Annotated in this window: 17 protein-coding genes; 7 read left to right on the top strand and 10 right to left on the bottom strand. The window is 48.2% G+C overall.

Annotation, left to right across the window (positions count from 1 at the left end):
- The first annotated feature begins 2 nt into the window (after window positions 1-2).
- From ABC831_RS13555 to ABC831_RS13535, 5 genes are all read left to right on the top strand, one after another.
- A complete protein-coding gene (locus ABC831_RS13555) occupies window positions 3-1,451 on the top strand; it encodes an aldehyde dehydrogenase family protein (RefSeq protein ID WP_343248642.1) in 1,449 nt (482 codons plus the stop codon).
- 5 nt (window positions 1,452-1,456) lie between these two features.
- Complete coding sequence (locus ABC831_RS13550; protein ID WP_343248641.1) at window positions 1,457-2,290, top strand: sugar phosphate isomerase/epimerase family protein; 834 nt, start codon at window positions 1,457-1,459, stop codon at window positions 2,288-2,290.
- 108 nt (window positions 2,291-2,398) lie between these two features.
- Complete coding sequence (locus tag ABC831_RS13545; RefSeq protein ID WP_343248640.1) at window positions 2,399-3,916, top strand: CoA-acylating methylmalonate-semialdehyde dehydrogenase; 1,518 nt, start codon at window positions 2,399-2,401, stop codon at window positions 3,914-3,916.
- A 33-nt stretch (window positions 3,917-3,949) separates the two neighbouring features.
- On the top strand, window positions 3,950-4,618 hold the full coding sequence (locus ABC831_RS13540; protein WP_343248639.1) for an orotidine 5'-phosphate decarboxylase / HUMPS family protein: 669 nt from the start codon (window positions 3,950-3,952) through the stop codon (window positions 4,616-4,618).
- Window positions 4,619-4,733: 115 nt separating this feature from the next.
- Window positions 4,734-5,534: an IclR family transcriptional regulator gene (locus ABC831_RS13535; protein WP_343248638.1), complete on the top strand. Its 801-nt coding sequence runs from the start codon at window positions 4,734-4,736 to the stop codon at window positions 5,532-5,534.
- Between the two features lie 332 nt (window positions 5,535-5,866).
- Here ABC831_RS13535 and ABC831_RS13530 read toward each other — a convergent pair whose 3' ends face one another.
- Both ABC831_RS13530 and ABC831_RS13525 read right to left on the bottom strand, forming a co-directional pair.
- Window positions 5,867-8,869 carry an alpha/beta hydrolase-fold protein gene (locus ABC831_RS13530; RefSeq protein ID WP_343248637.1) on the bottom strand — a complete coding sequence of 1,001 codons (3,003 nt, stop codon included), beginning with the start codon at window positions 8,867-8,869 and terminating at the stop codon, window positions 5,867-5,869.
- Between the two features lie 522 nt (window positions 8,870-9,391).
- Complete coding sequence (locus ABC831_RS13525) at window positions 9,392-10,273, bottom strand: 3-isopropylmalate dehydrogenase (protein WP_343248636.1); 882 nt, start codon at window positions 10,271-10,273, stop codon at window positions 9,392-9,394.
- A gap of 558 nt (window positions 10,274-10,831) precedes the next feature.
- Here ABC831_RS13525 and ABC831_RS13520 point away from each other — a divergent pair.
- Window positions 10,832-11,743 (top strand): alpha/beta fold hydrolase, encoded by a 912-nt coding sequence (locus tag ABC831_RS13520; RefSeq protein WP_343248698.1) that lies wholly within the window; start codon window positions 10,832-10,834, stop codon window positions 11,741-11,743.
- Window positions 11,744-11,763: 20 nt separating this feature from the next.
- Here the strand turns inward: ABC831_RS13520 and ABC831_RS13515 are convergent, their stop codons facing one another.
- Complete coding sequence (locus ABC831_RS13515) at window positions 11,764-12,192, bottom strand: hypothetical protein (protein ID WP_343248635.1); 429 nt, start codon at window positions 12,190-12,192, stop codon at window positions 11,764-11,766.
- 205 nt (window positions 12,193-12,397) lie between these two features.
- Between ABC831_RS13515 and ABC831_RS13510 the strand changes: the two genes are divergently transcribed.
- Window positions 12,398-13,186: a M15 family metallopeptidase gene (locus ABC831_RS13510; protein WP_343248634.1), complete on the top strand. Its 789-nt coding sequence runs from the start codon at window positions 12,398-12,400 to the stop codon at window positions 13,184-13,186.
- A 22-nt stretch (window positions 13,187-13,208) separates the two neighbouring features.
- On the opposite strand, the gene ABC831_RS13505 is transcribed toward ABC831_RS13510, so the two are convergent.
- The 7 genes from ABC831_RS13505 to ABC831_RS13475 form a co-directional block, all read right to left on the bottom strand.
- Window positions 13,209-14,936 carry an ABC transporter substrate-binding protein gene (locus ABC831_RS13505; protein WP_343248633.1) on the bottom strand — a complete coding sequence of 576 codons (1,728 nt, stop codon included), beginning with the start codon at window positions 14,934-14,936 and terminating at the stop codon, window positions 13,209-13,211.
- On the bottom strand, window positions 14,926-16,671 hold the full coding sequence (locus tag ABC831_RS13500) for a response regulator (protein WP_343248632.1): 1,746 nt from the start codon (window positions 16,669-16,671) through the stop codon (window positions 14,926-14,928). The genes ABC831_RS13505 and ABC831_RS13500 overlap by 11 nt, the downstream gene beginning before the upstream one ends.
- Before the next feature lie 6 nt (window positions 16,672-16,677).
- A complete protein-coding gene (locus tag ABC831_RS13495) occupies window positions 16,678-18,522 on the bottom strand; it encodes a cache domain-containing sensor histidine kinase (protein ID WP_343248631.1) in 1,845 nt (614 codons plus the stop codon).
- A 113-nt stretch (window positions 18,523-18,635) separates the two neighbouring features.
- On the bottom strand, window positions 18,636-19,547 hold the full coding sequence (locus tag ABC831_RS13490; RefSeq protein ID WP_343248630.1) for a glycyl-radical enzyme activating protein: 912 nt from the start codon (window positions 19,545-19,547) through the stop codon (window positions 18,636-18,638).
- Window positions 19,548-19,617: 70 nt separating this feature from the next.
- Window positions 19,618-22,053, bottom strand: a complete 2,436-nt coding sequence (locus tag ABC831_RS13485) for a glycyl radical protein (protein ID WP_343248629.1) — start codon at window positions 22,051-22,053, stop codon at window positions 19,618-19,620.
- Window positions 22,054-22,084: 31 nt separating this feature from the next.
- The gene (locus ABC831_RS13480; RefSeq protein ID WP_343248628.1) at window positions 22,085-22,309 is read right to left on the bottom strand and encodes a hypothetical protein; all 225 of its coding nucleotides are present in this window, start codon (window positions 22,307-22,309) and stop codon (window positions 22,085-22,087) included.
- Window positions 22,310-22,344: 35 nt separating this feature from the next.
- Window positions 22,345-22,512, bottom strand: coding sequence for a hypothetical protein (locus ABC831_RS13475; RefSeq protein ID WP_343248627.1), 168 nt, complete (start codon window positions 22,510-22,512; stop codon window positions 22,345-22,347).
- Window positions 22,513-22,574 lie beyond the last annotated feature (62 nt).

Genomic DNA, 22,574 nt, shown 5'->3' with positions numbered 1-22,574 from the left:
TCATGAAAATGCTAGTGAACGGGAAACAGACAGATGCAATGGACGGCGGAGTCATTGAGGTAACCGATCCTTACACCCTGGAAGTAATCGACACAGTTCCAGCAGCAACAAAAGAGGATGTCCGTTCCGCCATTCGATACGCGCAGACCGGAAAACGCAGCTTCGGGCGTCTTTCCATGTATCAGAGAGCGGAATATCTTAAAAAGGCCGCCAAAAGTATCACAGAACACGTGGAAGAGTTGGCCGCACTTCTGACCCGTGAGATGGGAAAGCCTATCACACAGAGCCGTGCAGAGATACAGACAGCTGCCAAACTTTTTCTGGGATTCACAGAAAAGGCCCTGCACCTGTCCGATTCTGTACTGCCCAGAGGAGTAAATCCCGGAGAGGACGAATCCCTGTACTTCACCAAGCGGGAACCGTTAGGTGTTGTCGCTTGTGTCCTACCCTTTAATTTTCCGGTAGAGCTATTTGCCCACAAGGTAGCCCCTGCCCTTCTCATGGGAAATTCTGTGCTGGTAAAACCTGCCAGTGAAGCCCCGCTGGCTGTCCTGCGCACTGCCGAGCTTCTACTGGAATGTGGAATACCCGGTGATGTCCTGCAGGTAATCACGGGCAGCGGAGCCAGAATCGGCACCCTAATGTCCACCAGCCCGGATATCAATGCCATAAGTCTTACTGGAAGCACGGAAGTCGGAATCGATATCGCGGTCAACGCAGCCAGCAATCTTACCCGAACCTATCTGGAGCTGGGAGGCAATGATGCGATGCTGATCTTCGCCGATGCTGATCTTGATCTGGCTGCCTCCGAAGCTGCCTTCGGCCGTACGATCAATGCAGGCCAGGTCTGCTGTGGAACCAAGCGGTTCCTCGTCGAGCGCCAGGTCGCGGATATCTTTGCCCAGAAGCTGAAAGACCTGTTACAAAGCAAGGTACTGGGAGATCCTTTTTCAGAATCCACAGACATTGGGCCTCTGGTATCCGTAAAAGCTGCTAAGGCAGCGCAGGAACAGGTAAATGAGATGCTCTCTCTGGGGGCCAAATGCCTGTGTGGCGGAAAACGAGTACAGGAAAGTTTCTACCTTCCCACAGTTTTGACCGATATCTCAAGTCAGATGCCGATCGCCAGAGACATGGAAATATTCGCCCCTGTCTGCCCTATCCTGCCATTCGATACCGTTAAGGAGGCGGTGGCTATCGCCAATCAATCCCAATACGGCCTGATGGCCGGCATCATGACCCGTGATATCTCCCGGGCACTAACCATAGCAGATCATCTGGAGGCAGGTGGTGTGGGTATCAACAGCTGCAGTACCTGCCGTACTGTGGATATGGCATTCGGCGGGTACAAAAAGAGCGGAATCGGACGGGAAGGGATCGAATATACTCTCGAAGAAATGTCTCAAATCAAGACCATCGGTCTTAAGAATCTGATACGAAAGGAGTTGTAAATGGTATGCCCGAAAGAAAACTCGGAATCTGCGAATGGGAATTCCCGCTGCCTGGTATATGGGGTATGGAAAAAGCCAGAGACATGGGAATCACTGGATATCAGCTGACGATCGGTTCCTATGCCAGAGGTCTTCCCCTGACAGACCGTCTGCTGCAGGATGCCTATCTCGAGCAGGCCAACAGGCTTTCCATGGAATTCCCCTCTCTCTCCATGACACCGCTGATGGCTTTTGGGCTTTCCAATCCCTGGAACAGTCCCAAAGCCCAGACTGCACTTGCCCTGATACAGGAGGGAATCCGTATCTGCAGTCACATGCATATCCCAGTGATGATGCTGTGCAGCGCCAGGGACGGTGAGATCTGCAATGAAGAACATTTTCAGAATACCTGCCGGATGCTCACAAAGGCCTGCGATCTGGCTGCGGACTATGGGATTACCATCGCATCGGAGAATCTTTTAGATATCCAGGAAAATCTGCGCCTCTGCCGAACGATCGGCCGTCGGAATTTTGGGATCTTCTTTGATACTCAGAATCCCTGTCAGGCACAAGGCTATCATGTTCCGAATATGATCCGTGCATTGGGTGATCACATTGTCATGGTACATTTAAAGGATGGAGTAAACAGACGAAACGGATCCTGCCTGTTAGGTACAGGTGAGAATTCCTTTCTGGAATCGGCGGGAGCACTGAATGAAATCTCCTATTCCGGATATCTGATTCTGGAAAATTCCTACGCTTCGCCTCCTCTGGTTCTTAACAATCTCCAGAATCCTCTGGAATTAGTACAAAAAGATATTAAAACCGTCCGTCAGTTATTCATCGATAACAGATCATGATCACAACAAATGTCAGATCTGATATAAAAAAGACAGTGCACAAAAATAACAGTCTGTGAATCAACAAATTACATAGAAAGTACAAGAAAAGAAATGAGGGTGATAATAATGAATGAGGTCAAACAATGCCAACTATTTATCAACGGTAAATTCGTATCGTCAACTTCCAACCAGTGGATGGACATCTATAATCCATCCACCGGCGAACTTCTGGCACAGGCACCCCGCTGCACCAAAGCCGAGCTAGAGACAGCCATCGCTTCGGCCAAAGCAGCCTATCCCGGTTGGCGCAACACGCCTCCAGCCAAACGCGCCCAACTCTTCTTCCGCCTGCGTGAACTGATCGTCAACCATATGGAGGAGTTGACCGATTGTGTCTGCCGCGAAAACGGAAAGGTCTGGAGTGAAGCTTACGGAGATGTCATGAAGGCCAAAGAGATGACTGAGCTCGCCTGCTCCATCCCCTCTTTGCTGATGGGAGAATCTCTGATGGATACCTCTCTGGGCTATGACACTACTCTCTATCGGGAGCCTTTGGGGGTATTCGCCGGTATCGCTCCGTGGAATTTTCCAGCCATGATCCCCATGGGGTGGATGACCCCGCTGGCGCTGGCCTGTGGCAACACCTATGTGTTAAAGGCTGCCAGCTCTACTCCCCTGACCAGCTTCAAATTCGCAGAATTGTACCGGGAAGCCGGTTTCCCTGACGGAGTGTTGAATATCATTACCTGTTCCAGGACGGAATCCGAAGAGCTGTTAACACACCCCGATATCCGCGGAATCACTTTTGTCGGTTCCACCAGTGTGGGGAGACATATCTACGCCACCGCTGCTGCTGCCGGGAAACGCATACAGGCTCTCTGTGAGGCGAAGAATCATGCATTGGTACTTCGCGATGCACCGCTTACCCGTACTGCCGCGGGTATTATGAACTCCGCATTTGGATGCGCCGGGGAGCGCTGTATGGCTTTGCCGGTGGTTGTAGCAGAGGAGGCGATCGCGGACCGCCTGGCTGCGGAGATCATCCGTCTATGCCGCACGAAAAAGATTGGCCCCGCTTATGATAAATCATCAGATCTGGGCCCGGTGGCCACTTCTGCTCACAGAGATTTCATAGAGGATTGGATACAAAAGGGAAAAGATGCCGGTGCGAAACTCATGTTGGATGGCCGCGGCTGCAGAGTCTCTGGATATGAAAACGGATACTATATTGGACACACCGTCTTCGATCATGTCACCCAGGATATGGATATTGGCACTCATGAAGTCTTCGGCCCGGTCCTATGTATCAAGCGCGTGAAGAATTTCGATGAGGGACTCGCTATGATGAATCAGAACCCCTATGCCAACGGAAGCGTAATCTTCACTCAGAATGGATACTATGCCCGGGAGTTCATGAAAAATACGGACGGCGGTATGGTAGGGATCAATGTGGGAATTCCGGTACCGATCGGTATTTTTCCATTCAGTGGTCACAAGCACTCCTTCTTTGGAGACCTGCACTGTCATGGAAAGGACTTCGTCCGATTCTTTACTGAGTCAAAGACAGTCACCTCCAGGTGGTTTGACGAAGCGGAATTTTCTCAGGAGCATATCGACACCTGGGACGGATCAATGATCGAATAGACGATATCATATAATGAAAGAGAGGAAGATAGAATGAAAACGAATGACAAGAGGAAACCGTGGGTGCAGATCGCTATTGATGTAAAAGATATGGAGCTGGGACAAAAATACGCACAGATGGCTGTCCGCGCCGGGGCCGATTGGATCGAAGCAGGCACACCTCTGATTGTATTCGAGGGAATCCGTTCCATCGGTGAATTAGCCAAAATAAGCTCTGGCCGAAGTGTTCTGGCTGATTTTAAAGCACAGGATGGAGTATACAAATATTTTGCCAGGGCCGCAGAACTGGGAGCGGGCCAGGCCGTAGTCCTGGGAGTGGCCGCAGACGGGAGTATCCTGGAAGCTGTGCGGGCCGGGCGGGATCACGGGATCGAAGTTGTAGTGGACATGTTTTCCGTCCCTCACGACCGTTTAAGACAAAGAGCCAGAGAGGTCGAAGCCATGGGTGTCGATTATGTGATGCTGCATCTGGGCTTTGACGAATCCAAATATGCCACCACAAAAAAAGCACTGGATGGGTTAGATGACCTGGTCAGCGCAGTCCATATACCGGTAGGAATCGCCACTTTTTGTGTGGAAGAAGCAGTCGAAGCAGTTAAACGCGGCGCCTCCTGGGTAGTCCAGGGAGAACCTCTGCTAAGTGATCCGGATGGAGAAAAGAAATTAACGGAGTATATCCAAAGAGTCAAAAATCTTTCCTAATAACTAGTTTTTGATAATTAAGAGACACGCATTGCTTAAATTCCGCTTTTCTAATAGGAAAAAGCAAAGTATAATTATATTATTATAGAAAAATTGATAAATGGAGTCTTTGCCGATGGAACGAAAAAAAAGTACCCCAAAAAATGTAGAGCGTTTGAGTTTGTCCGCAGAAAAATTACTGCTGATTATGGAGTACCTGGCATCCAAACGTCTGCCCGTCCGGCTGCAGGACGCATCGGAGGATCTTAAAATCCCCGAACCCACGCTTTTGCGCTATTTCAATGCGCTTATAAAACACAATTATTTATACCAGGACGAGGACAGTCTGCGCTATTCCCTTACCTGGAAAATATGCAGCCTCGGCCAGCAGATTAACAGCTATCTCAGCATACGCAGTATCTGCGGTCCTTATTTAAACGATATGGCCTACGAACTGAGCAGTGGTGTCTGTCTGGCCGTTATGAAGGATTATGAATCCATCTATCTGGATCTGGTAGATAATACCAATACGTTTATGCGTTCCCTTCAGCGAATCGGAAAACGTGCCCCACTGCATACCACAGCTTCCGGCAAAGTCCTGCTGACCCAGTTGTCTGAGCGTGAGATAGAGGGTTTTATCCAGGTAATGGGATTGAAAAAAATCACCGAGAAGACGATCACTGAAAAAAACCGTTTTTTAAAAGAGCTTGATACAATCCGGCAGCAGGGATATGCCTATGATGACGAAGAATGTGAAATCGGTATCCGCTGTGTCTCTGCTCCTCTGCGTGATTACAAAAATGACATTGTAGCCGCAATCAGCTCCTTCGATGACAGCGAACGGATGACCGACTCCCGTATTCAGGGCATAATCCTGCCCAAGCTTCTGGAAATGACGGAAAAAATCTCCATACGTTTGGGGTATACCGTTCATTAATTGAAACAAAAAAGGCCATACTCCCTGTGTTTTTCGAGGGATTCTAACCCAGATTCGGGTAGTTCTCTTCTGCAGGGAGGCAGCCTTTATTTTTCATTCTCTTATTGTGTTATACGTTCAACGAATTCTTCGATGCATTGCGTTTTCTTCATAATTTGCCTTTGAACCGACAAAGCGAACCACTTCTGACTTTTCAGAATCTAGATCCGTGTTGAATCCCTTTGTTATAATTCAACCTGCGGCCAGCAGATCATATTGGGAAAGGTTTAGGGGAGGGTGCGACTCGTACAAGTCACACCCTCCCTATTTATAAATATTACTATTCTGTTGAATCAATTATCTCTTTCAGTCCGTTTTCTGATGCAATAACTCGATACGAAAGCTGCCAGCACTGAGAATGTCATCAGCATCAGCAATAATCCAGTTTGTGAACAATCTCCCGTCTCCGCAGGAATATTCTGACTGTCATTCCCACTTCCACCATTGCCGTCTGACTGACCGGAAGAATTCTGATCCGTTCCTTGTCCGGGATTTGGTGTTGGCGACGGAGTCGGAGAAGGTTCCGGCGTAGGCGTGGGAGTAGGTGTCGGTGATTCTGTGGGACCTGGCGTAACTTCCGGTTCCTGTTCCGTGGTATCCGTCACCTTCAGATGATAAGTGCAGGATTTGCCGCTGGCCAGCATAATCTTCAGATCCGTATCCCCAGTCAGTCTGTTCAGATAATTCATAGGCAGAACAATTCCGTCTGTCTCAATCCTATAATCTTTCCCTTCCTCAAGATTCTCTATTCCCGTGATTACATTGCCATTCAATTTCAGAGGTATCATTATTTCTTTGTGGTTTGGTCCTTTTGTATTTTGATCAAAGGTACCTGCAGGCTCTGTCAGTTCCGCATCAAACAGCCCGTTTTTCAGGAAATGATCGCTGTGCATTTTCATGGATGCGGGCATACCTGCCATGTAGAAGGCACTGTTATGGCCGCCGTCCCTCAGATCATAGCCATGTTCTTTTCCCATAGTTTCCAGATAATCATGGGTGTTGACGGTGCCCCTGTAATCCACCATAGTATCCTGAAGGCCGCAGTCCACATAAAAGTCATAGGATTCCAGCTGGCTCTCATTCAGGCTCTTCAGACAATTCAGGCTCTCCTGGTTCAGAGCACCCATATGACTCGCCACTGAGGAATATAGATCCGGGTATAGTGTGCCGATGCACATCGCTCCGAAACCGCCCATGGATATTCCGGTAACTCCGCTGAACTCCGCATCGCCGAGCGCCCGGTAGTTTTTCAGGATCTCAGACCGGATCTCCGTGGTGACATGTGTCCTCCAGGGTCCCGTTGAATCGTGTTTTGTTGGATCATACTCCGAATCCCGGTAAAAACTGTTTTTTCCTGAGTCCGGCATTACCACGATCATCTCCGTCACCAATCCATCGGCAATCTGTTGATCCATAAATGCCCCTATTTGGTCTACGTTGATGAAAGAGCTGCTGCTGGAGTTGATTCCGTGAAGCAGATAAACCACCGGGTAATCCCGGTCTTTATTTTCATAATATCCGGGAGGAAGATAGATGCCATACCCCAATTTTTGGTTAAAAAGCGCAGAATCATAGGAAACCGCATAACATCTGTTCCAGTTTCCATATTCCAGTATATTGCCACCAACATCTGCATAACAGATTTCCACAGTATCTGAGAAAATCGTCGTCAGAGTACCGCTGGTTTTGTCTTTACCCGTTATTATCCGTTTCGCGGAATACCAATACCTGCCCTGCTCATCTTTGTAGGAGCCCGCATTTTCATCCTGTACATTAATATCTTCATAGGGGAACAGCATGTCCTGAATCTCTTTAAGACGATCTTCTTTTGTAAGTCCATCGTTCTTATAGTCGTCAGAAACAGTGGCTGCATAAGCACTCATATCCCCTGCATTCATAGCACTGATCTGACTCTGTACAACCTGATCCAGTTCTGATGAGGTTACCGGATCGGCAGGCAGCCCCTTTACTGCTCGCACCGCCAGCTCATTTCCACAGATTGCGTAGGGATTACCGCTGTAGAAACCGCCGTTTCCATTATTATTATAGACCCGGATACAGATCTCATTTTCCCCGCCGATATTCAGACAATTGGTTGGGATCTTATATTCCCTGTTAACCTCCCAGTATGACTTTTCAAATTTTACCTGATCTTCCTTATTGGCGTTCTTATAGTCAAATCCCCCGTTAGCCGGTATTCTATCTGTTTTATTGCCATTGCCATCTACGAAGCCACTGGATGCTACCAGCTGACCATTTATATAGATTACATCCATATCGTCGATGATACCCATCAGCAGCGTGACCTGGCTATCCTCTGTGAAATCAGCCGGTAGATCAAAGCTTCTGCATATCCATGCCTCCGACCAGGAAGGGAACATAGTGGTATTAGACACAGATGCCAGGAGGTTCTGTCTGTCAGATACGGAAGATGTGTTTGCCATTGACATCTGCGGCTGGATTGAATCTGCTTCTGCCTCCGAACTGGTCACCTGTTCCGGTTCCGTTGTAGGTTCCGGTTCTACCGTTGGTACTGGCTCTGTTGCTGGTACCGGTTCTGTTGCAGGTATTGGCTCTGTTGCTGGTACCGGCTCTGTTGTAGGTATTGACTCTGCTGCGGGCTCCGGATCCGTTGCAGATATCGGCTCTGTTGTGGTTACCGGTTCTGCCGTAAGTAACTGATTTGAGACAGCCGCCGGACCGTCAGATTGCACTGACGTTTTTTGTGCATCCGATTCGTTTCCGATTATAGCTTCTTCCAGTGACTGCGATTCTTCGGATTGATTTTCTCCTGCTGGGGATGTAACTTCATCTGCATCACTTTCTTGTATTTCAGCCGCAGGTTCGACGGGCTGCTCTAATTTTGTTCCAGCTGCAGGCACAACGGACTGCACGGTTTGGGTGGCTGCCTCTGGTTCAACAGATTCTTCCTGTACTTCTGCACTCTCGCTATAGCTTGTTACGCTTGGCTGCCCGGGCCTTTCCAGAGGCAGCAGCCCTCCGGTCGAGACATCTGCCCACGGCATATCTACCTTTTCCCAGTTTTTCCATTCCGACTCATTTGGAAGTGAAGCGATATCAGCATCTTCCCAGGTCACATTTACCATATTATATGGTAAATATTGGAACATTTTGTCATAAGTCCGATATAATTTAAAATTCCATTCTCCTTCAAATTCCACAAATTTTGATGCTTTATTTTCTGTGGCATTTACCTTGACATTTACCGCGGGTATTAATAGGATAACCACCAAAAATAAAGTAACTAATTTCCTGATCTGTGTACGTCTTTTCATCTGTAATACCTTCTCCCTCCGTGTTTTTTTGTTTTATAAATTACCTGTCATATTATTGTTGTGTGCACCTCCTTATTTATTAATTAAATCTTTTAATCATTTAATATTATACGAATCGGTATACAAAATGTCAATTAAAATACTTAAATCGTTAAAATTTTGTAACATATACACATATATAATTAACACTTTTAATTATTTTAATGTACTATTTGTATAATTACTAAACTGTGGGGATAACCGACAATACCAGAGCTTAAGTAGAACTTAATTAAAGATGAATCTTTGTTTGAGATCTTCTATTTTTTCAAGAATTGATTGTATATAATCTAAACCGAATCTCCAGTTAAAACATCTTACACGTTATAAAACTTTAATATAGTTAATGGTATTCTATAATTATACACTTAATATAAAAGCCTGGGTATGATCAATCTATAGCCTTTAGCATAATAAAATACCGGCGTCTAAACTAGTATGTTTTGAACACCGGTATATAAACTGCCGCTTATTAGCTACTTCTTATTGTGTTATACGTTCAACGAATTCTTCGATGCTGTTTGCTCTCGCTGCTAACTTTAACCAAGCCGATAAAACACTTCCATCCGACTGTGAAGTAATTCGTACGCGAAGCTGTTCCGGCACAGGTCCCAGCTCACCCAACAGTTCCAATACCGAATCTGCCTTACCTTGTTCTATCCCCATATTCTCACGTTCTTTCAATTCATCTGCAAATAATTCCCGTAATGCTTCGCACATTTTTCTACCCTCCTGATATTTCTTCCAGTTCGCCCGCACAATCAGATCCATCGCAGCCACGTACAGCGGGTTCTTTTCCATTCCCCTATAAGCCTTAGCCAACGGCTCAATATCCTCCTTCAGCTGCAGGTCATTCCGAAGACGGCCGAGCCAGACATTCTCTTCCTTCGACAGCTCCCCGATTACCAGAATCTGTATCGGGAACAAAAAACCGGATATATAATAAATCCCCGGATATGGTCTATCTACTTCTGCATGATAAGACTCTCGTAAAAACATGAGCAGCTTTCTTGGATAATGGTACCCTACCAGTGTTATGGTTAATTCCTCTGGGGGAATCTCCATCTCATGTTCTGTGTCAGCCTGATAAATACAGGTGTATCCGTTAACTTTAAAAAAACTGTTGATACTGATATAGTCTTCCGGCCCTTTATATTCTACAATATTATACTGACGAAAGATCCTGCCGATGCTTTTCCTGATCTGGCGGCCGGGTTCTTTTTTAATGATCAAGGTGTCGATCTGAAGCGGTTTATCAGAGAGGTTATATTCCCGCTCGAATTGAAGAATACATTCTTCGTTAGACAATTCAATCTGCAGAGCTGCCTGGAATGCCGGATGCCACTGCAATATTCTTTTACCCATATTATTTCTCCTATCCATTATAATAGAATTTCTCCGATTCTTCAATGGTCATTCCATAGGCATTCCTCCGGTTCTTCGATTCTCTGATTGTGTTACCACGCTGAATCTGCGGCCGATTCGGCCAATAACGTGCTGTACAGCACTTGAGAGTGTCACATATGTGACAAAAAGAGTTGTTCTGCGGTTAATACCCGCAAAGATCTGTGATGATCTGAATTTGATTATACATAATTTTCATAAATTCTGCAATAATCAGGTATTTCGAAAACGCATACATAAGGGAAAGCAAAAATATCCTTTTTTCATCCGGAAAAGCCCATAAAAACAGCATTTCCGTTGTGTGCGATACCATCGTGAAATGGGTAAATTGATGCCTAAGTAAACAAACAGGGTTATGAACAGTCGTATGAAGTAAGGGAAGTAAGGAAACGAAATGAGCAGTTTGACATTTCCACGTGCAAATATTAGAATGAATCAAAGAGTTATATGTAGTACGCCTTAGGCGGATAAGGCGTACTCTGCTGATTCTATATAACGGAAAAGGGGTGTGTGGCAGAAATGTTTATAGATGAACAGTTAAAAATGAACCTGAATGGTGTGCCGCAGTATGTTTCCATACGCGCAGAAAAAGAAAACGCTCCTTTGCTGATCTATCTGCATGGCGGCCCCGGCGACGCCGCACTCCCTTTGGTGATGAAGTACAACAAAATGCTGTCACAGCGGTTCACGCTCATTGTATGGGAGCAGCGCGGCGCGGGAAAGTCCTATTATAAATTTGACGCTCCCATCACGATTGACGTTTTTCTGAATGACCTCCACTCCCTTGTAGAGCAGCTGTTATCCCGGTTTCATCAAAGCTCATTGTATTTGATAGGTCATTCATGGGGAAGCATTTTGGGGCTGCGCTTTGTCAAGGCATATCCAGAATTGGTGCGTATCTATATTGGCTGTGGGCAAGTCGTCAATATGAAAAAATCCAGTAAGGCAGCCTATGAATATGCGCTGGCACACGCTGATAAAAAGAGCCTGGAAAAATTGAAGGGGATTGACTGTTCTTATCAAGCGGACAGTTGGCTGAACGACCTGCTTTTTGTTACAAAGCAGGTTGTCAAACACAAGGGTTCTCTCTATGGAAAAACAAATTATAGTGATTTGGTTGTTCCCTTTTTGTTCTCCCGCTCTTACACGCTCCCCGATTTGATTCGACGTCAAAAAGGCAGTCTGCAAGCCATTCAATATTTGTGGCAGGAGGTCATGCAAACAGACTTTGAAGCCCAAACACATTATGGCGCTCCGATCATCTTTGTCGAGGGCAGATATGACAGTCATGTGTCCTCTGCTCTGGCGAAGGAATACTTTGACCGGATTGAGACGAAAAAACAGTTTTATTGGTTTGAGAAATCCTGTCATTTTCCGCAATGGAGTGAAAGCGAGAGATTTAATAAGCTAATGTGTGATTTGCTTGCATAACGGAAAATTATATCGTGTAGTTACAGAAATTTCTTCATCTCATCCACATTTGCCTGTTCCGTCTTGATATGTTTTTCTGCCAGTCTTTTGACATCTGTGTCAGAGCCGTCGTAGTCATGCAGGCTTTTTGTCATGTTCGTTATCCCCATCGTACTTCCCTGGATCATAATCTCGGCAATTTTGGAGGCGGAGTGATCCATCATCGTCTTGGCACTGGATGAGACATAAGACATCATTTTTGCCATAGGATTCGCACTCGTGGGTTCCTGGTTTTTCTCATGCAGCATTTTATCCGCCGTGTCGTAAGTTTTCTGATACTCCGACAGCTGTCTGGTCAGCACCTGGCTTAAGTTGGAATCCTCCGTCTGTTTGAGTATATGCATGATACCGTCGCGGCCCATTTCCGCATTTTCACAGATATCACGCAGTAATTCTACATCATTCATCATACGATACCTCCATCAGCATATTCTTTATGCCATATATTGTATTGTAAGGAAAAGGTTATAAATCCTTTCCAGCCATCAACTCCTCGTTAGTTTTGGCAAAATCTGGCGAAAATATGCGGAAAAACAACAGAAGTATTTTTTCTTCACTTTTTGTCCTCTGATGGAATATAATAGATTACATCATAGTTGGTAAAGGATTTTGTATATGAAACCCTATATAAAATATTTATTTATCACCGTACTGGCCGCCGGATGCTTCTACCTGGACCAGCAGGGCTGCCAGTCCTCTGACCAGGCCATGGCCGCAGACCGTACCCAGGCCGTCCCTGAGAATCATACATATGACTCAGCCATAGCGGCAGAATCGAACGCTTCCGTACCGCAATCCGCTTCCGCTCCTGCGGATGATCGAGTGATATTCGCCCCTGAATTTACCTATGAATCCCTCCCCGACTCCGTCATCCAGCGGATTACCGGCTGCTCCTATCCTGCAGACTGTTCTCTCCCTTATTCGGAGCTTCGCTATCTGCGTCTGCTGTACACGGACTATTCCGGCCAGACACAGCAGGGTGAAATAATCTGCAACAAAGCCATCGCCCAGGATCTGATCGAAATCTTCTACGAACTGTACCAGGCCGGCTATCCCCTTGCCCGGGTTTCCCTCATTGATGACTATGGCGCGGATGATGAGGCATCCATGCAGGCCAACAACACCTCCTGCTTTAATTACCGTAAAATCGCTGGTTCTGATAAACTGTCCAACCACAGCTACGGACTGGCGGTGGACTTGAATCCGCTCTATAATCCGTATGTCACGGCGGCAGCCGTCAGTCCATCCGGCAGCAGGCCCTTTGCCGACCGTTCAGCGGAATTTATAAGCAAAATAGATCATGAGGATCTCGCCTATCTCCTGTTTACGGAACATGGGTTCACCTGGGGCGGCGACTGGAATACCCGTAAAGATTATCAGCATTTTGAAAAAGCACTGCCATAATATAAATGAATGGCAATAGATCTCAGGCGTCCGGCTTTCCCAGCACCTCATAGATATCTCTTGGCGTTACCGTATCCAGATAGCTTTTCTGCATCTTGCCGACCCCTCTTTGCTTTACGATCTTCTCCCAATCAGCGGCAATGGCGTTCACCGCCTCCCTGGGCGTCATTTTCCCCTCGATCGCCTGCCTTTTATAAATCTCAATGGCATCGTACATCTGGATCGCTCCCGGAATCCGCAGATCCGGAACGCCGTACCGGTGCCCGAGATCCAGGGCCGGAAGAAAGCTGGGCGCATCGCTGTATTCTGCCAGGATCGTCTCATCCTGCCACTCCCAGGTCTTCAGAGGTTCATATTCCCAATATACTTTCTGTACATTGTGGATCAACCGGTCTCCGGTGGTCATAAAGCGGACCAGGTCGTAGGCGGCTTCCTGATTTTGGCAGGTGTTAATGATCGAGAACTGCCATCCATGGCCCAGCATAGTTGCCCGATGGATCTCCTCACCGCTCTCCCAGGAATTCGTCTGGACATTAAATACTTCCCTGCTGCCGGGGATCATGGCATATCCGGTAGAAGCCGCTTTTCCCGGCAGTACGGACACGTCTCTGCGCGCGATGTCATAGGTCGCCGGCCAGGTAAACAGCAGCGCAATCTTCCCCGCTCCCCAGTTGTTCTGCATATCGGTCCAGTTGAGATTACGCATCTCTTCCGATGAATAGTTTCCCTGTACACTGGAGACGATGTCCTCCATCGCCCGTACTCCGGCCTCGCTGTTAATCAGGGGCTTCATCGTTTCCAGCTCAAAATAGGCGTCCCCGTTATACATCCCGTCTTTTTTCATATAGGATACATAACGAACTAAAAAATGCCAGGCCGAGCCGCGGCTCCTGGCGTTGACCTCGGCTGTTCCGGACAAACCTTTTTTGTTAAAAAACTCTGCGATGTCGTAATATTCCTCCCAGGTCTCCGGGAACAGCGGGTCATCCGGCCGCAGGGCATAGCCGTAGCTCTGCTCAAATTCTTTCCCGTAAGTCACCCAAAGGTCTTTCCGGTACGCGGTGATAAAGACATCTCCGTCCACGTTCAAAGCATAGATATGGTCGCCGTACCAGTTATAGATCTGACTGTAATGGGGATAGTAGCTGTCCCATTCTAATCCGTTCTCACTGTAAGAACCATTTACCGTCTTAAGATCGATAAAGGAATCAAAAGGTACCAGCTTCCCGGTCTCCACCAGATCTCCCATAAGATAAGAGGGATACAGGATGATATCATACTTGTTTTCCCCTTTGATAATATCATATGCGGCATTCTCGAAAATCTGTGAAAATGGGATTTCCTCCACAATCAGATGAACCCCATTTTGTCTGGCCCACTCCATCCCGTCCTTATGCAGAAAATCTGCCATCCGGTCCATCGGCGCGGCCACCGTCAGCGTAACCCCCTCGTATTTTTTCTCCCGGGGCGCTTCTTCCCTGTTCTTAAGCGTTACCGTTTCATTGTCCTCAAAACTGAAATCCGGTTCCTTGAATCCGCCCATCTCGCTGGTCAGTTCCTCCCCTTTTTCCTGATCCGTCCTGGGAACACTCGTAATTTCTTTATAACCATCCATATGCGCGAAATCAAAGAAAAGGAAAATGACGACCAGAAAGAGAAGCAGTGACAACGCAGCAAACATCAAGCGATTGCGGTTATCCGGCGAATTCCTGTCCAGCGGGCTTTTCCGCTTATCCGGCTTATTCCACATCAGTCTGCAGCTCCTCTCTGATCAGGCGGCGGTATTCCGACGGCGCACAGCCATAGGTTTTACGGAACACCTTGCTGAAATATTTCGTGTCCTGGTAACCGACCGTTTTTGCTATTTCGTAAATTTTAAGACCCGGATCTTTCATCAGACAGACGACCTCATCCATCCGCTTTTTCGTTATATAGTCCATAACATGGATCCCGGCCTGCGCTTTGAAGGTAGTGGACAAGTAGCTGGCCGACATATGAACCTCCTCCGCGATATCTCTTAAACTGATCTCTTCCCTGTAATGCTGATCCATATAGTGCCGGGCCTGCTCGATAGTCGTATTTCCCAGTTTTTTCAACCGGCCGCAGGTTTCTATATATTGTCCCATGATATCCAGAAGAGAACCCTTCATCTGTCCGATTGTCAGCGGCTCATTTACCAGCCGGAAAAATTTATCCAGCCGCAGGCCCAGCATGGATGGTGAGATCCCGCTGTTATATACCGATCGGATGAGGATCGTCAAAAGCCGGCAATAAACCATGCGCACTGTCTCTATATCCGCTTCCCGAAGAGCGCTCACCCGGGAGAAGATCTCCTCCACACATCCTGCTGCAGCCTGCCCGTCTAATTTCGCCATGGCGGTGCTCAATAAGGCCTCGTCATATTTGCGGATGACATCTTTTTGAATGTCACAGGGCATGTCCATATACTGATAAACCCCGGTTCCCGGCTGCACCGCGCAGACTTCCAGCGCCCGCCCAGCCTCCCGGAAGGATTTCTCCATGCAGAGCAGGTCGGGCACATTTCTCCCGATCCCGATCATGACCGGGATATGGAACCGGACCTGAAGATAAGACTGAAGCTCTTCACAGATCCTCCGGATGCCGTTTGTCAGGCTCCCTTTGTTATCTGCGTACAACAGCACGTAGAGCTTTGCATCCCTCACAGCCCAGTGGGCCGTTAAATGGCTTTTCTGCAGATGATCCGAAACCGCATCACCCAGGTCTGCTAACATCGCATTGATATCCCGGTAACCATCCGGCATTCCTGTTTCTTTCACCTGTTCCAAATGTATACCTTCAAAGGAGCGCCCGGCCTGACCTTCGCCCTGAATCCCGCTCTTCTCCTCTCCCTGTTTTCCGACATGCTCTGCGTACCGCTCCCCATACTGCTTCCCCTCCTCCGGCCGCAGTGACAGCATAAGCGCCAGGCATCCGTCCTCCGGCACACAGATGTCAAGGGCATTCATCAGCTCCATGATGGAATCGATGGCATACTGCTCCGAATCCACCAGCGTAAAAATGAATTTTTCCGTCTTATACCGCCTGTTTTCATCCAGTGCCGTCTCTATGGTCTTCTTCATACTCTCCTTTGCGCGCAGACGGCAGGCCACTTTTGTCAGGGCCTGCTCCATAACCTCACTCTCCACCGGTTTGAGCAGGTAATCCATAGCCTGAAACGTCACCGCGCTTTTGACATATTCAAAGGTATTATAGCCGCTGAGTATCAGGAATTCCGTATCCGGATACCGCTCTCTGGTCCGGCGCATCAGTTCGATCCCGTCCATTCCCTTCATCTCCATATCCGTGACCACCAGCTCCGGTCTGACATCCTGGATCAGCGCCAGCGCATCTTTTCCGTTAGCAGCTTCTCCGATAATCGTAAATCCCAGCTCCTCCCAGTTCACGCAGTTCTTAAGCCACAAACGCACATAGCGTTCATCATCTACCGTCAATACCCGATACATTTCTCCTCACTCCTGCCCGTCTGCCGGATTTACCGGTAAGAGAATCGTCACTCTCGTGCCCTTACCCGGTTCGCTTTCCAGCGCAATCCCGTACTCTGTTCCATATTTCTTTTTGATTCTTTCATTCACATTATGAATTCCGATACCGCCTCTTCTGCGGCCTTTGATATTGGTCTCATTTAACCGCAGCCTGTCCCTGATCTGTGCCAGCCGGTCCGGTTCGATCCCGGCCCCGTCATCCGTAAAATGAAGAAGCAGGAATTTACCCGAGCGCTCTGAGGCGATCTCAATGGTGTTGTCCGTGGTGCTGTCCCGGAAGCCGTGCACAATGGCATTTTCCACAATCGGTTCAAAGGTAAACCGTATGATGGGATAGTCCAGATACTGCTCTTCCAAATGATTGACCAGCAGGACCTTTTCATCGAACCGCAGGTTATGGATAGCCAGGTAATTCCTGATATGAAGAAGCTCCTCCTTTAACCGTACCATATACTCCGTGTTCAGGTTATAGCGGAACATGCTGGACAGCGCGCTGATGGCCCGGATAATATTCTTCTCCGGATTTTCCGAGTACAAAAGGCCCTTGATCATCTCAAGCGTATTGTATAAGAAATGGGGGTTGATCTGGGTCTGCAGCGCGTACAGCTCGGCCTCCTTTTTCATGATCTCCAGGCTGTATTTTTCATTCTGCAGATCCTGTTCGATCCGGTGCTGTTCTTCCAGCTGACGGATCAGCCCCTGAATCTGCTGGATCATTTCCCGCAGATGCTGGGCCACCTGTCCCACCTCGTCATTGCCTTTGATCCCGATCTTTGCGTTTAGGTTCCCCTCTGCGATCTCATCCATCACATTCCCTAACGAGGTAATCCGTTCCGTGACGCTTTCCGCAAAAAAATAGCTGAAAGTCAGTCCCAGCACCCACAGAAAGCTGGAGACGATCAGAATAAAGTTACGCACCTGATTGGTCTTATGCACAAATTCACTGCTGGGGAGCGATCCGATCACATACCAGTTCAGGGCGTTGTCACAGCTGAATACCAGGAATTCCTTCTTCCCGTTCAGCTTGGTTTTCAGCACACCTTCCGTCTGCCCCAGCGCCTTTACCGCCTCTAATTTTTCCCGGGAATTAAGCTCCTGGTCCCCGCTGTCCTTATTCCGGTAGATCAGGCTTCCGTCATCCTTGACGACGAATACGACCCCCTCTTTTCCCAGGGTAACCGTATCCAGAGCCTGGAAAATCTTATTCTTGTCCACATCCATCCGCAATATGGCAAGCGGATTGTTCCTGACATTGTTAAATACAGCGGTGTAGCAGTATAAGTTCGATTCGTGGCCCAAAAGATAGCCGGTATCGTCAGGCCGGTCCGTCCAGTAGAAGCCGTCCGTCCCTCTTTTGCGCAGCAGGTTTTTTGCCCAGTCCTCATTCGTGATCTCTCCCGCGCTGTACAGGGACAGATTGTCCCAGGGAATATGGTCGTCGTAAGAAAATATCCTTATATCGCGGATGTCCTCGTTCACCGTCCGGAACGTGGCGATCTGGTTTTTTACCGCCTCGAAGTAGACCAGCATCTCCTCGTAGTCGTAATCCCCCTCCAACAGCAGATCCTCGAACCGGTCTCCGGCATAGAAGGAGTTAAAGGACAGTTCCAGATTGCTGATCCGGTAATCGATATTGTTGTTGATCTGTTTTAGAACCTGCAGGGTTGTCTCCCCATATTCACTGTTCAGAACGGATTCGGATTTGTCAAAGACAGAAAGAGAGAGTATCAGAATGGTAACGAATATGCAAACCGTCAGATACAAAAATATCTTCGTTCTAAGCTTCATGCTGTTTGCCATATTACGCACCATTTTCATACTCTCCCGTTTTCTGGCGCTCCATCCGGCAGGAAACCATAGTATCATTGCTAATAGTATGGTTTCCTGCCGGATGGAGCACCAGGCTTCCCTGCAAAATCATCCGGTTACGAGTGGTTGTAGACTGTAATCTTCAGTCCATAGCTCTCCAATATTTCCTGGATCTCCTCCAATTCGCCGTCGCTTACCGCCCCCGTTTCCGGAAGCGGATACGCGATCCCCAGTGATTCATATTTATTTACCCCTAATTTATGATACGGTAACATATGTGCCTGTGCAATATGTAATTTTTGACAGAATGTACCCACCTTGTGGATATTCTCTTTTCCGGTGTTGATTCCGGGTATTAACGGCAGCCTGGCTATGACTTCCACGTTTGCGCGGCACAGACGCTCCATATTATCCAGAATCTGTTCATTGGAAACGCCGGTCACCTTTTTGTGCACATCAGGATCCATATGTTTCAGATCAAAAAGAGCCAGATCCAGCCAGGGCAGCAGCTTCTCATATTCACTGTACTTTGCGTACCCGCAGGTTTCCATGGCAGTATGGATTCCGTTTTCTTTGCACGCTTTTAAAATAGCTGCGGCAAAATCCGCCTGCATAGCCGGTTCCCCTCCGCTTACGGTTACGCCTCCGTGAGAATTTTCATAGATGAGCTGGTCTTTTAAGATTTCCTCCATGATTTCTTCGGCGTTTTTCTCCTCCCCTACCGATTCGAGAGCGCCGGCGTAACATTTTTTCACGCACTCCATGCACAGTGTACACGCCTGCCGGTCGATCACCTTCGCCTTAGTTTCCGTACGGATCGCGCCGTTTGGACAGTTGGCTATGCATCTGCCGCATTCCAGGCATTTTGTCCCATGAAACAGAATATCGGGCTTTGGGTCCCGGGACTCGGGGTTACAGCACCACTTACATTTTAACGGACATCCCTTGAAAAATACCAACGTTCGGACTCCTGGTCCGTCCTGAACGGAAAACCGCTGGATGTTAAATATGGTTCCCTGTCTATTCATGTGTCTTTTTGTCTCCTCCTGCTTTTGCCGCTTGTTTTGCCATATTCCGTATAGATGACTCCGTTCCCGCCTAAAAGCTTCCGATCTCCGCCCTTCTGATGATGTTATCCTGCACCTCAGGGGACAGGCTTGTAAAGTAAGCGCTGTATCCGGCCACCCGTACCAGCAGATCCTGGTATTTCTCAGGATTCTCCTGGGCATCCCGCAAAGTCTTACTGGAGACGACGTTAAACTGGATATGATAACCGCCCTTCTGCTGATAAGTTTTGATCAGAGACGCCAGGTTCTTCGTCCCCGCCTCTCCCTCAAGGGCGGACGGATGGAACCGCTGATTCAGCAGCGTTCCGTTGGACGCCAATCTTTGATCTACCTTGGCCGCGGAATTGATCACAGCGGACGGCCCTTTCTTGTCAGAACCAACCTGCGGGGACAATCCTCCGTCGGCTAACGGGAAACCGGCCAGTCTTCCTGACGGAAGTGCGCCGACCAAAGCGCCGAAGGGAACGTTTGATATAACGGTATAGATACCTGGCGAATGCACGCCTTTCCTTCTGGGGATCGTATAGGCAGCTACCTCTTCGCACCATGCGCGGCCCACTTCGGATACGATCTCATCCACATAGTCGTCATCATTGCCGTATTTCGGCGCACGGTTCAGCAGCATCTGGCGTTCCGTCTCTTTCCCTTCGAAGTCGCTAAGCAGCATTTCGGTCATTTCTTCCATGGTAAATACCTTTTCCTCGAACACAAGCTTTTTCAGAGCGGCCAGTGCGTCACCTACATTCACGGCTCCCACCGCCTGCGGGCACAGACAGTTATAAATGCCGCCTCCTCTGGTAATATCCGTGCCGTTTTCCAGCGGGCTTCGCATTAAACAGGACAGATAGGGCTGCGGGGTCAGTTCCCCGTGGATCCAGTCCGCCATATTCATAATAATAGCGCCGTGGTATACGAAATATTTCATTTGTGTCAAAAAGGCATTCCACACCTCTTCATAGGATTGGAAAGTCCTGGGATCCTGTGTCTTAACTCCGATCTGCTTTCCTTTGTCTTTTCCGTAATAGCTGACACCACCGTTTAACGCCAGCTCCAGCATTTTCGGGACCGTTACCCATGCGGCGCCGCCATTGCCCCAGCTGTCCTCGCCCACTACCAGCTCCACGCAGCCGATAATGCACAGGTTTCTGGCATCTTTCAGGGAGACTCCCCGGTTCATCAGGGCATCCTTCGCGACCTCAATGTTGAAGTTCTGAGGCATTCCGATACCGGTCTTGATGACCTCTGCCGCACGCAGCCTTAATTTTTCCGGCGTACCGTCGTGATAGCAGACAGAAAGGTTGGGTTGTATTACCTTGATGTGTTCCATCGCGTCCAGGCATATATAGGACATTTCGTTGGTCACATCCCGTCCGGCCGCATCCACTCCGCCCACATTCAAGTCCTGGCCGGTGGGGTCGCCGGCCCAGTATTTGGCGCTGTTGGTGTCTACGAACTGATTGATTTCACTTAATTTCACATACAGGCACTCTACCAGCTCCACTGCTTCCTCTCTGGTCAGTGTCCCGGCTTTTATGTCTTTTTCATAAAATGGATACATGTACTGGTCAAACCGTCCGGGGCAGTAGGAATAACCGTCCTGTTCGATCCACTGCATCACATGGGCAAAGAAGAACAGCTGACAGGCATCCCTAAAGTCTCTGGCCGGATGCTCCGCCACATAACTGCTGCGCTCTGCGATCTCCTCCAGTTCCTTTTTCCTGACCGGATCAGCCTCTGTTTGCGCCAGCTCGGCTGCATAGGCTGCGTACCTCTTACAATAGTCAATGGCGCCTTCCATACAGATCCTGGCTGCCTGGTAAAAGCTGAAGGCTTCGTAGGATTCCGGGTCATGGCCCAGATCGGCTTCCTCAAGCTTCTCATCGATCTCTTTTAACATCTGCCGGAAGCCCTTATTCAGCACCTTGCCATAGGCGGCATTCGTATGACCGATTCCGTAGTTAAGCGGCAGAGCGGCATTATAGATACCGGTCTCATAGACCGCCTTTGTTTCATCCGGGATCATCGACAGGAACCGGGTCATCTTCCGGTACTGCTTCCAGTAGGGGATGCAGGCCCGGATCTCCTCCTTCGTCTCATCGGTACAGCGGTAAGGGTCCTGGGGGCGGATCTCGAACAATTCCAAGTCTCTTTCAATCCAGTCCACATTATTTTCCGGGTAAAGCACTCCGCCCTTGATAAAACGGCCGTTGTTCCCCACGATCAGCTCGCCCGGCATAATCCGCAGGGTCATATTTCTCACGATATACCGGAAGGCCTTCGCCCGGCGGATCTGGATCTCCTCCCCCTCCGTCTGCTTATAGGATTCCGTGATCAGACGCATCCGCTCAGCATCTACCTCCGGCACCGTATCCAAAAGCTGCTTTTTCAGCCGTTCGGTGCGGCACATATCTTCTGTTTTCATCTGCATAAAATCATTCACATATCCGGTAACCTGCTCCTTATGCATATCTTATACTCCTTTCTTACTATGTTTCAGATTATTGAATCCCTTTCAAATCTGTATAGCGTTTGATTCCCCGGCCCATGCGCTGTATGGAGTTTACTGCTTCCACCGCGTTTTTTACCGGACAGTCTCTTGGCCCCAGCAGGCATTCCTCCAGCTGTATATCACATCCCTCACAGAGCGCCTTACATTTTTCACTGGCGTCTTCTACCAGTGCGTTGTCAAACTCCTTGATGTCTCCATCAATAACCAGTTTCATGACTTATTCACTCCTTTTTTCGGTTCCTTTGATGTTTATACAAATTCTTTTTTGATCCCCTGGGATTCCCGTTTTCCCAGCAGGGTAAACAGCGAACGTTTTGCCACCGCCACATAGCAGGTATCTGTATGTGTTTCGCATTTGGCACAGATCCGTTCCACTGCTTCTAATGCCTGGATTGTTTTTTCCTGATCTGCTTTCATACACATTCCTCCGTGATCATATTTTTCATTTCCCTTTGCTCTCCTGGTTTCAGGATTTTATA

It is taken from the genome of Diplocloster hominis (assembly GCF_032380655.1).
GTDB lineage: Bacteria > Bacillota > Clostridia > Lachnospirales > Lachnospiraceae > Diplocloster > Diplocloster hominis.
The sequence above is the reverse complement of the archived record's forward strand: the minus strand, read 5'-3'. Positions and strand labels throughout refer to the sequence as shown.

Bases quoted from the DNA above. Each gene is read 5' to 3' on its own strand.
- ABC831_RS13555 (WP_343248642.1), top strand. From the start codon at position 3: ATGAAAATGCTAGTGAACGGGAAACAGACAGATGCAATGGACGGCGGA.
- ABC831_RS13550 (WP_343248641.1), top strand. From the start codon at position 1,457: ATGCCCGAAAGAAAACTCGGAATCTGCGAATGGGAATTCCCGCTGCCT.
- ABC831_RS13545 (WP_343248640.1), top strand. From the start codon at position 2,399: ATGAATGAGGTCAAACAATGCCAACTATTTATCAACGGTAAATTCGTA.
- ABC831_RS13540 (WP_343248639.1), top strand. From the start codon at position 3,950: ATGAAAACGAATGACAAGAGGAAACCGTGGGTGCAGATCGCTATTGAT.
- ABC831_RS13535 (WP_343248638.1), top strand. From the start codon at position 4,734: ATGGAACGAAAAAAAAGTACCCCAAAAAATGTAGAGCGTTTGAGTTTG.
- ABC831_RS13530 (WP_343248637.1), bottom strand. From the start codon at position 8,869: ATGAAAAGACGTACACAGATCAGGAAATTAGTTACTTTATTTTTGGTG.
- ABC831_RS13525 (WP_343248636.1), bottom strand. From the start codon at position 10,273: ATGGGTAAAAGAATATTGCAGTGGCATCCGGCATTCCAGGCAGCTCTG.
- ABC831_RS13520 (WP_343248698.1), top strand. From the start codon at position 10,832: ATGTTTATAGATGAACAGTTAAAAATGAACCTGAATGGTGTGCCGCAG.
- ABC831_RS13515 (WP_343248635.1), bottom strand. From the start codon at position 12,192: ATGATGAATGATGTAGAATTACTGCGTGATATCTGTGAAAATGCGGAA.
- ABC831_RS13510 (WP_343248634.1), top strand. From the start codon at position 12,398: ATGAAACCCTATATAAAATATTTATTTATCACCGTACTGGCCGCCGGA.
- ABC831_RS13505 (WP_343248633.1), bottom strand. From the start codon at position 14,936: ATGTGGAATAAGCCGGATAAGCGGAAAAGCCCGCTGGACAGGAATTCG.
- ABC831_RS13500 (WP_343248632.1), bottom strand. From the start codon at position 16,671: ATGTATCGGGTATTGACGGTAGATGATGAACGCTATGTGCGTTTGTGG.
- ABC831_RS13495 (WP_343248631.1), bottom strand. From the start codon at position 18,522: ATGGTGCGTAATATGGCAAACAGCATGAAGCTTAGAACGAAGATATTT.
- ABC831_RS13490 (WP_343248630.1), bottom strand. From the start codon at position 19,547: ATGAATAGACAGGGAACCATATTTAACATCCAGCGGTTTTCCGTTCAG.
- ABC831_RS13485 (WP_343248629.1), bottom strand. From the start codon at position 22,053: ATGCATAAGGAGCAGGTTACCGGATATGTGAATGATTTTATGCAGATG.
- ABC831_RS13480 (WP_343248628.1), bottom strand. From the start codon at position 22,309: ATGAAACTGGTTATTGATGGAGACATCAAGGAGTTTGACAACGCACTG.
- ABC831_RS13475 (WP_343248627.1), bottom strand. From the start codon at position 22,512: ATGAAAGCAGATCAGGAAAAAACAATCCAGGCATTAGAAGCAGTGGAA.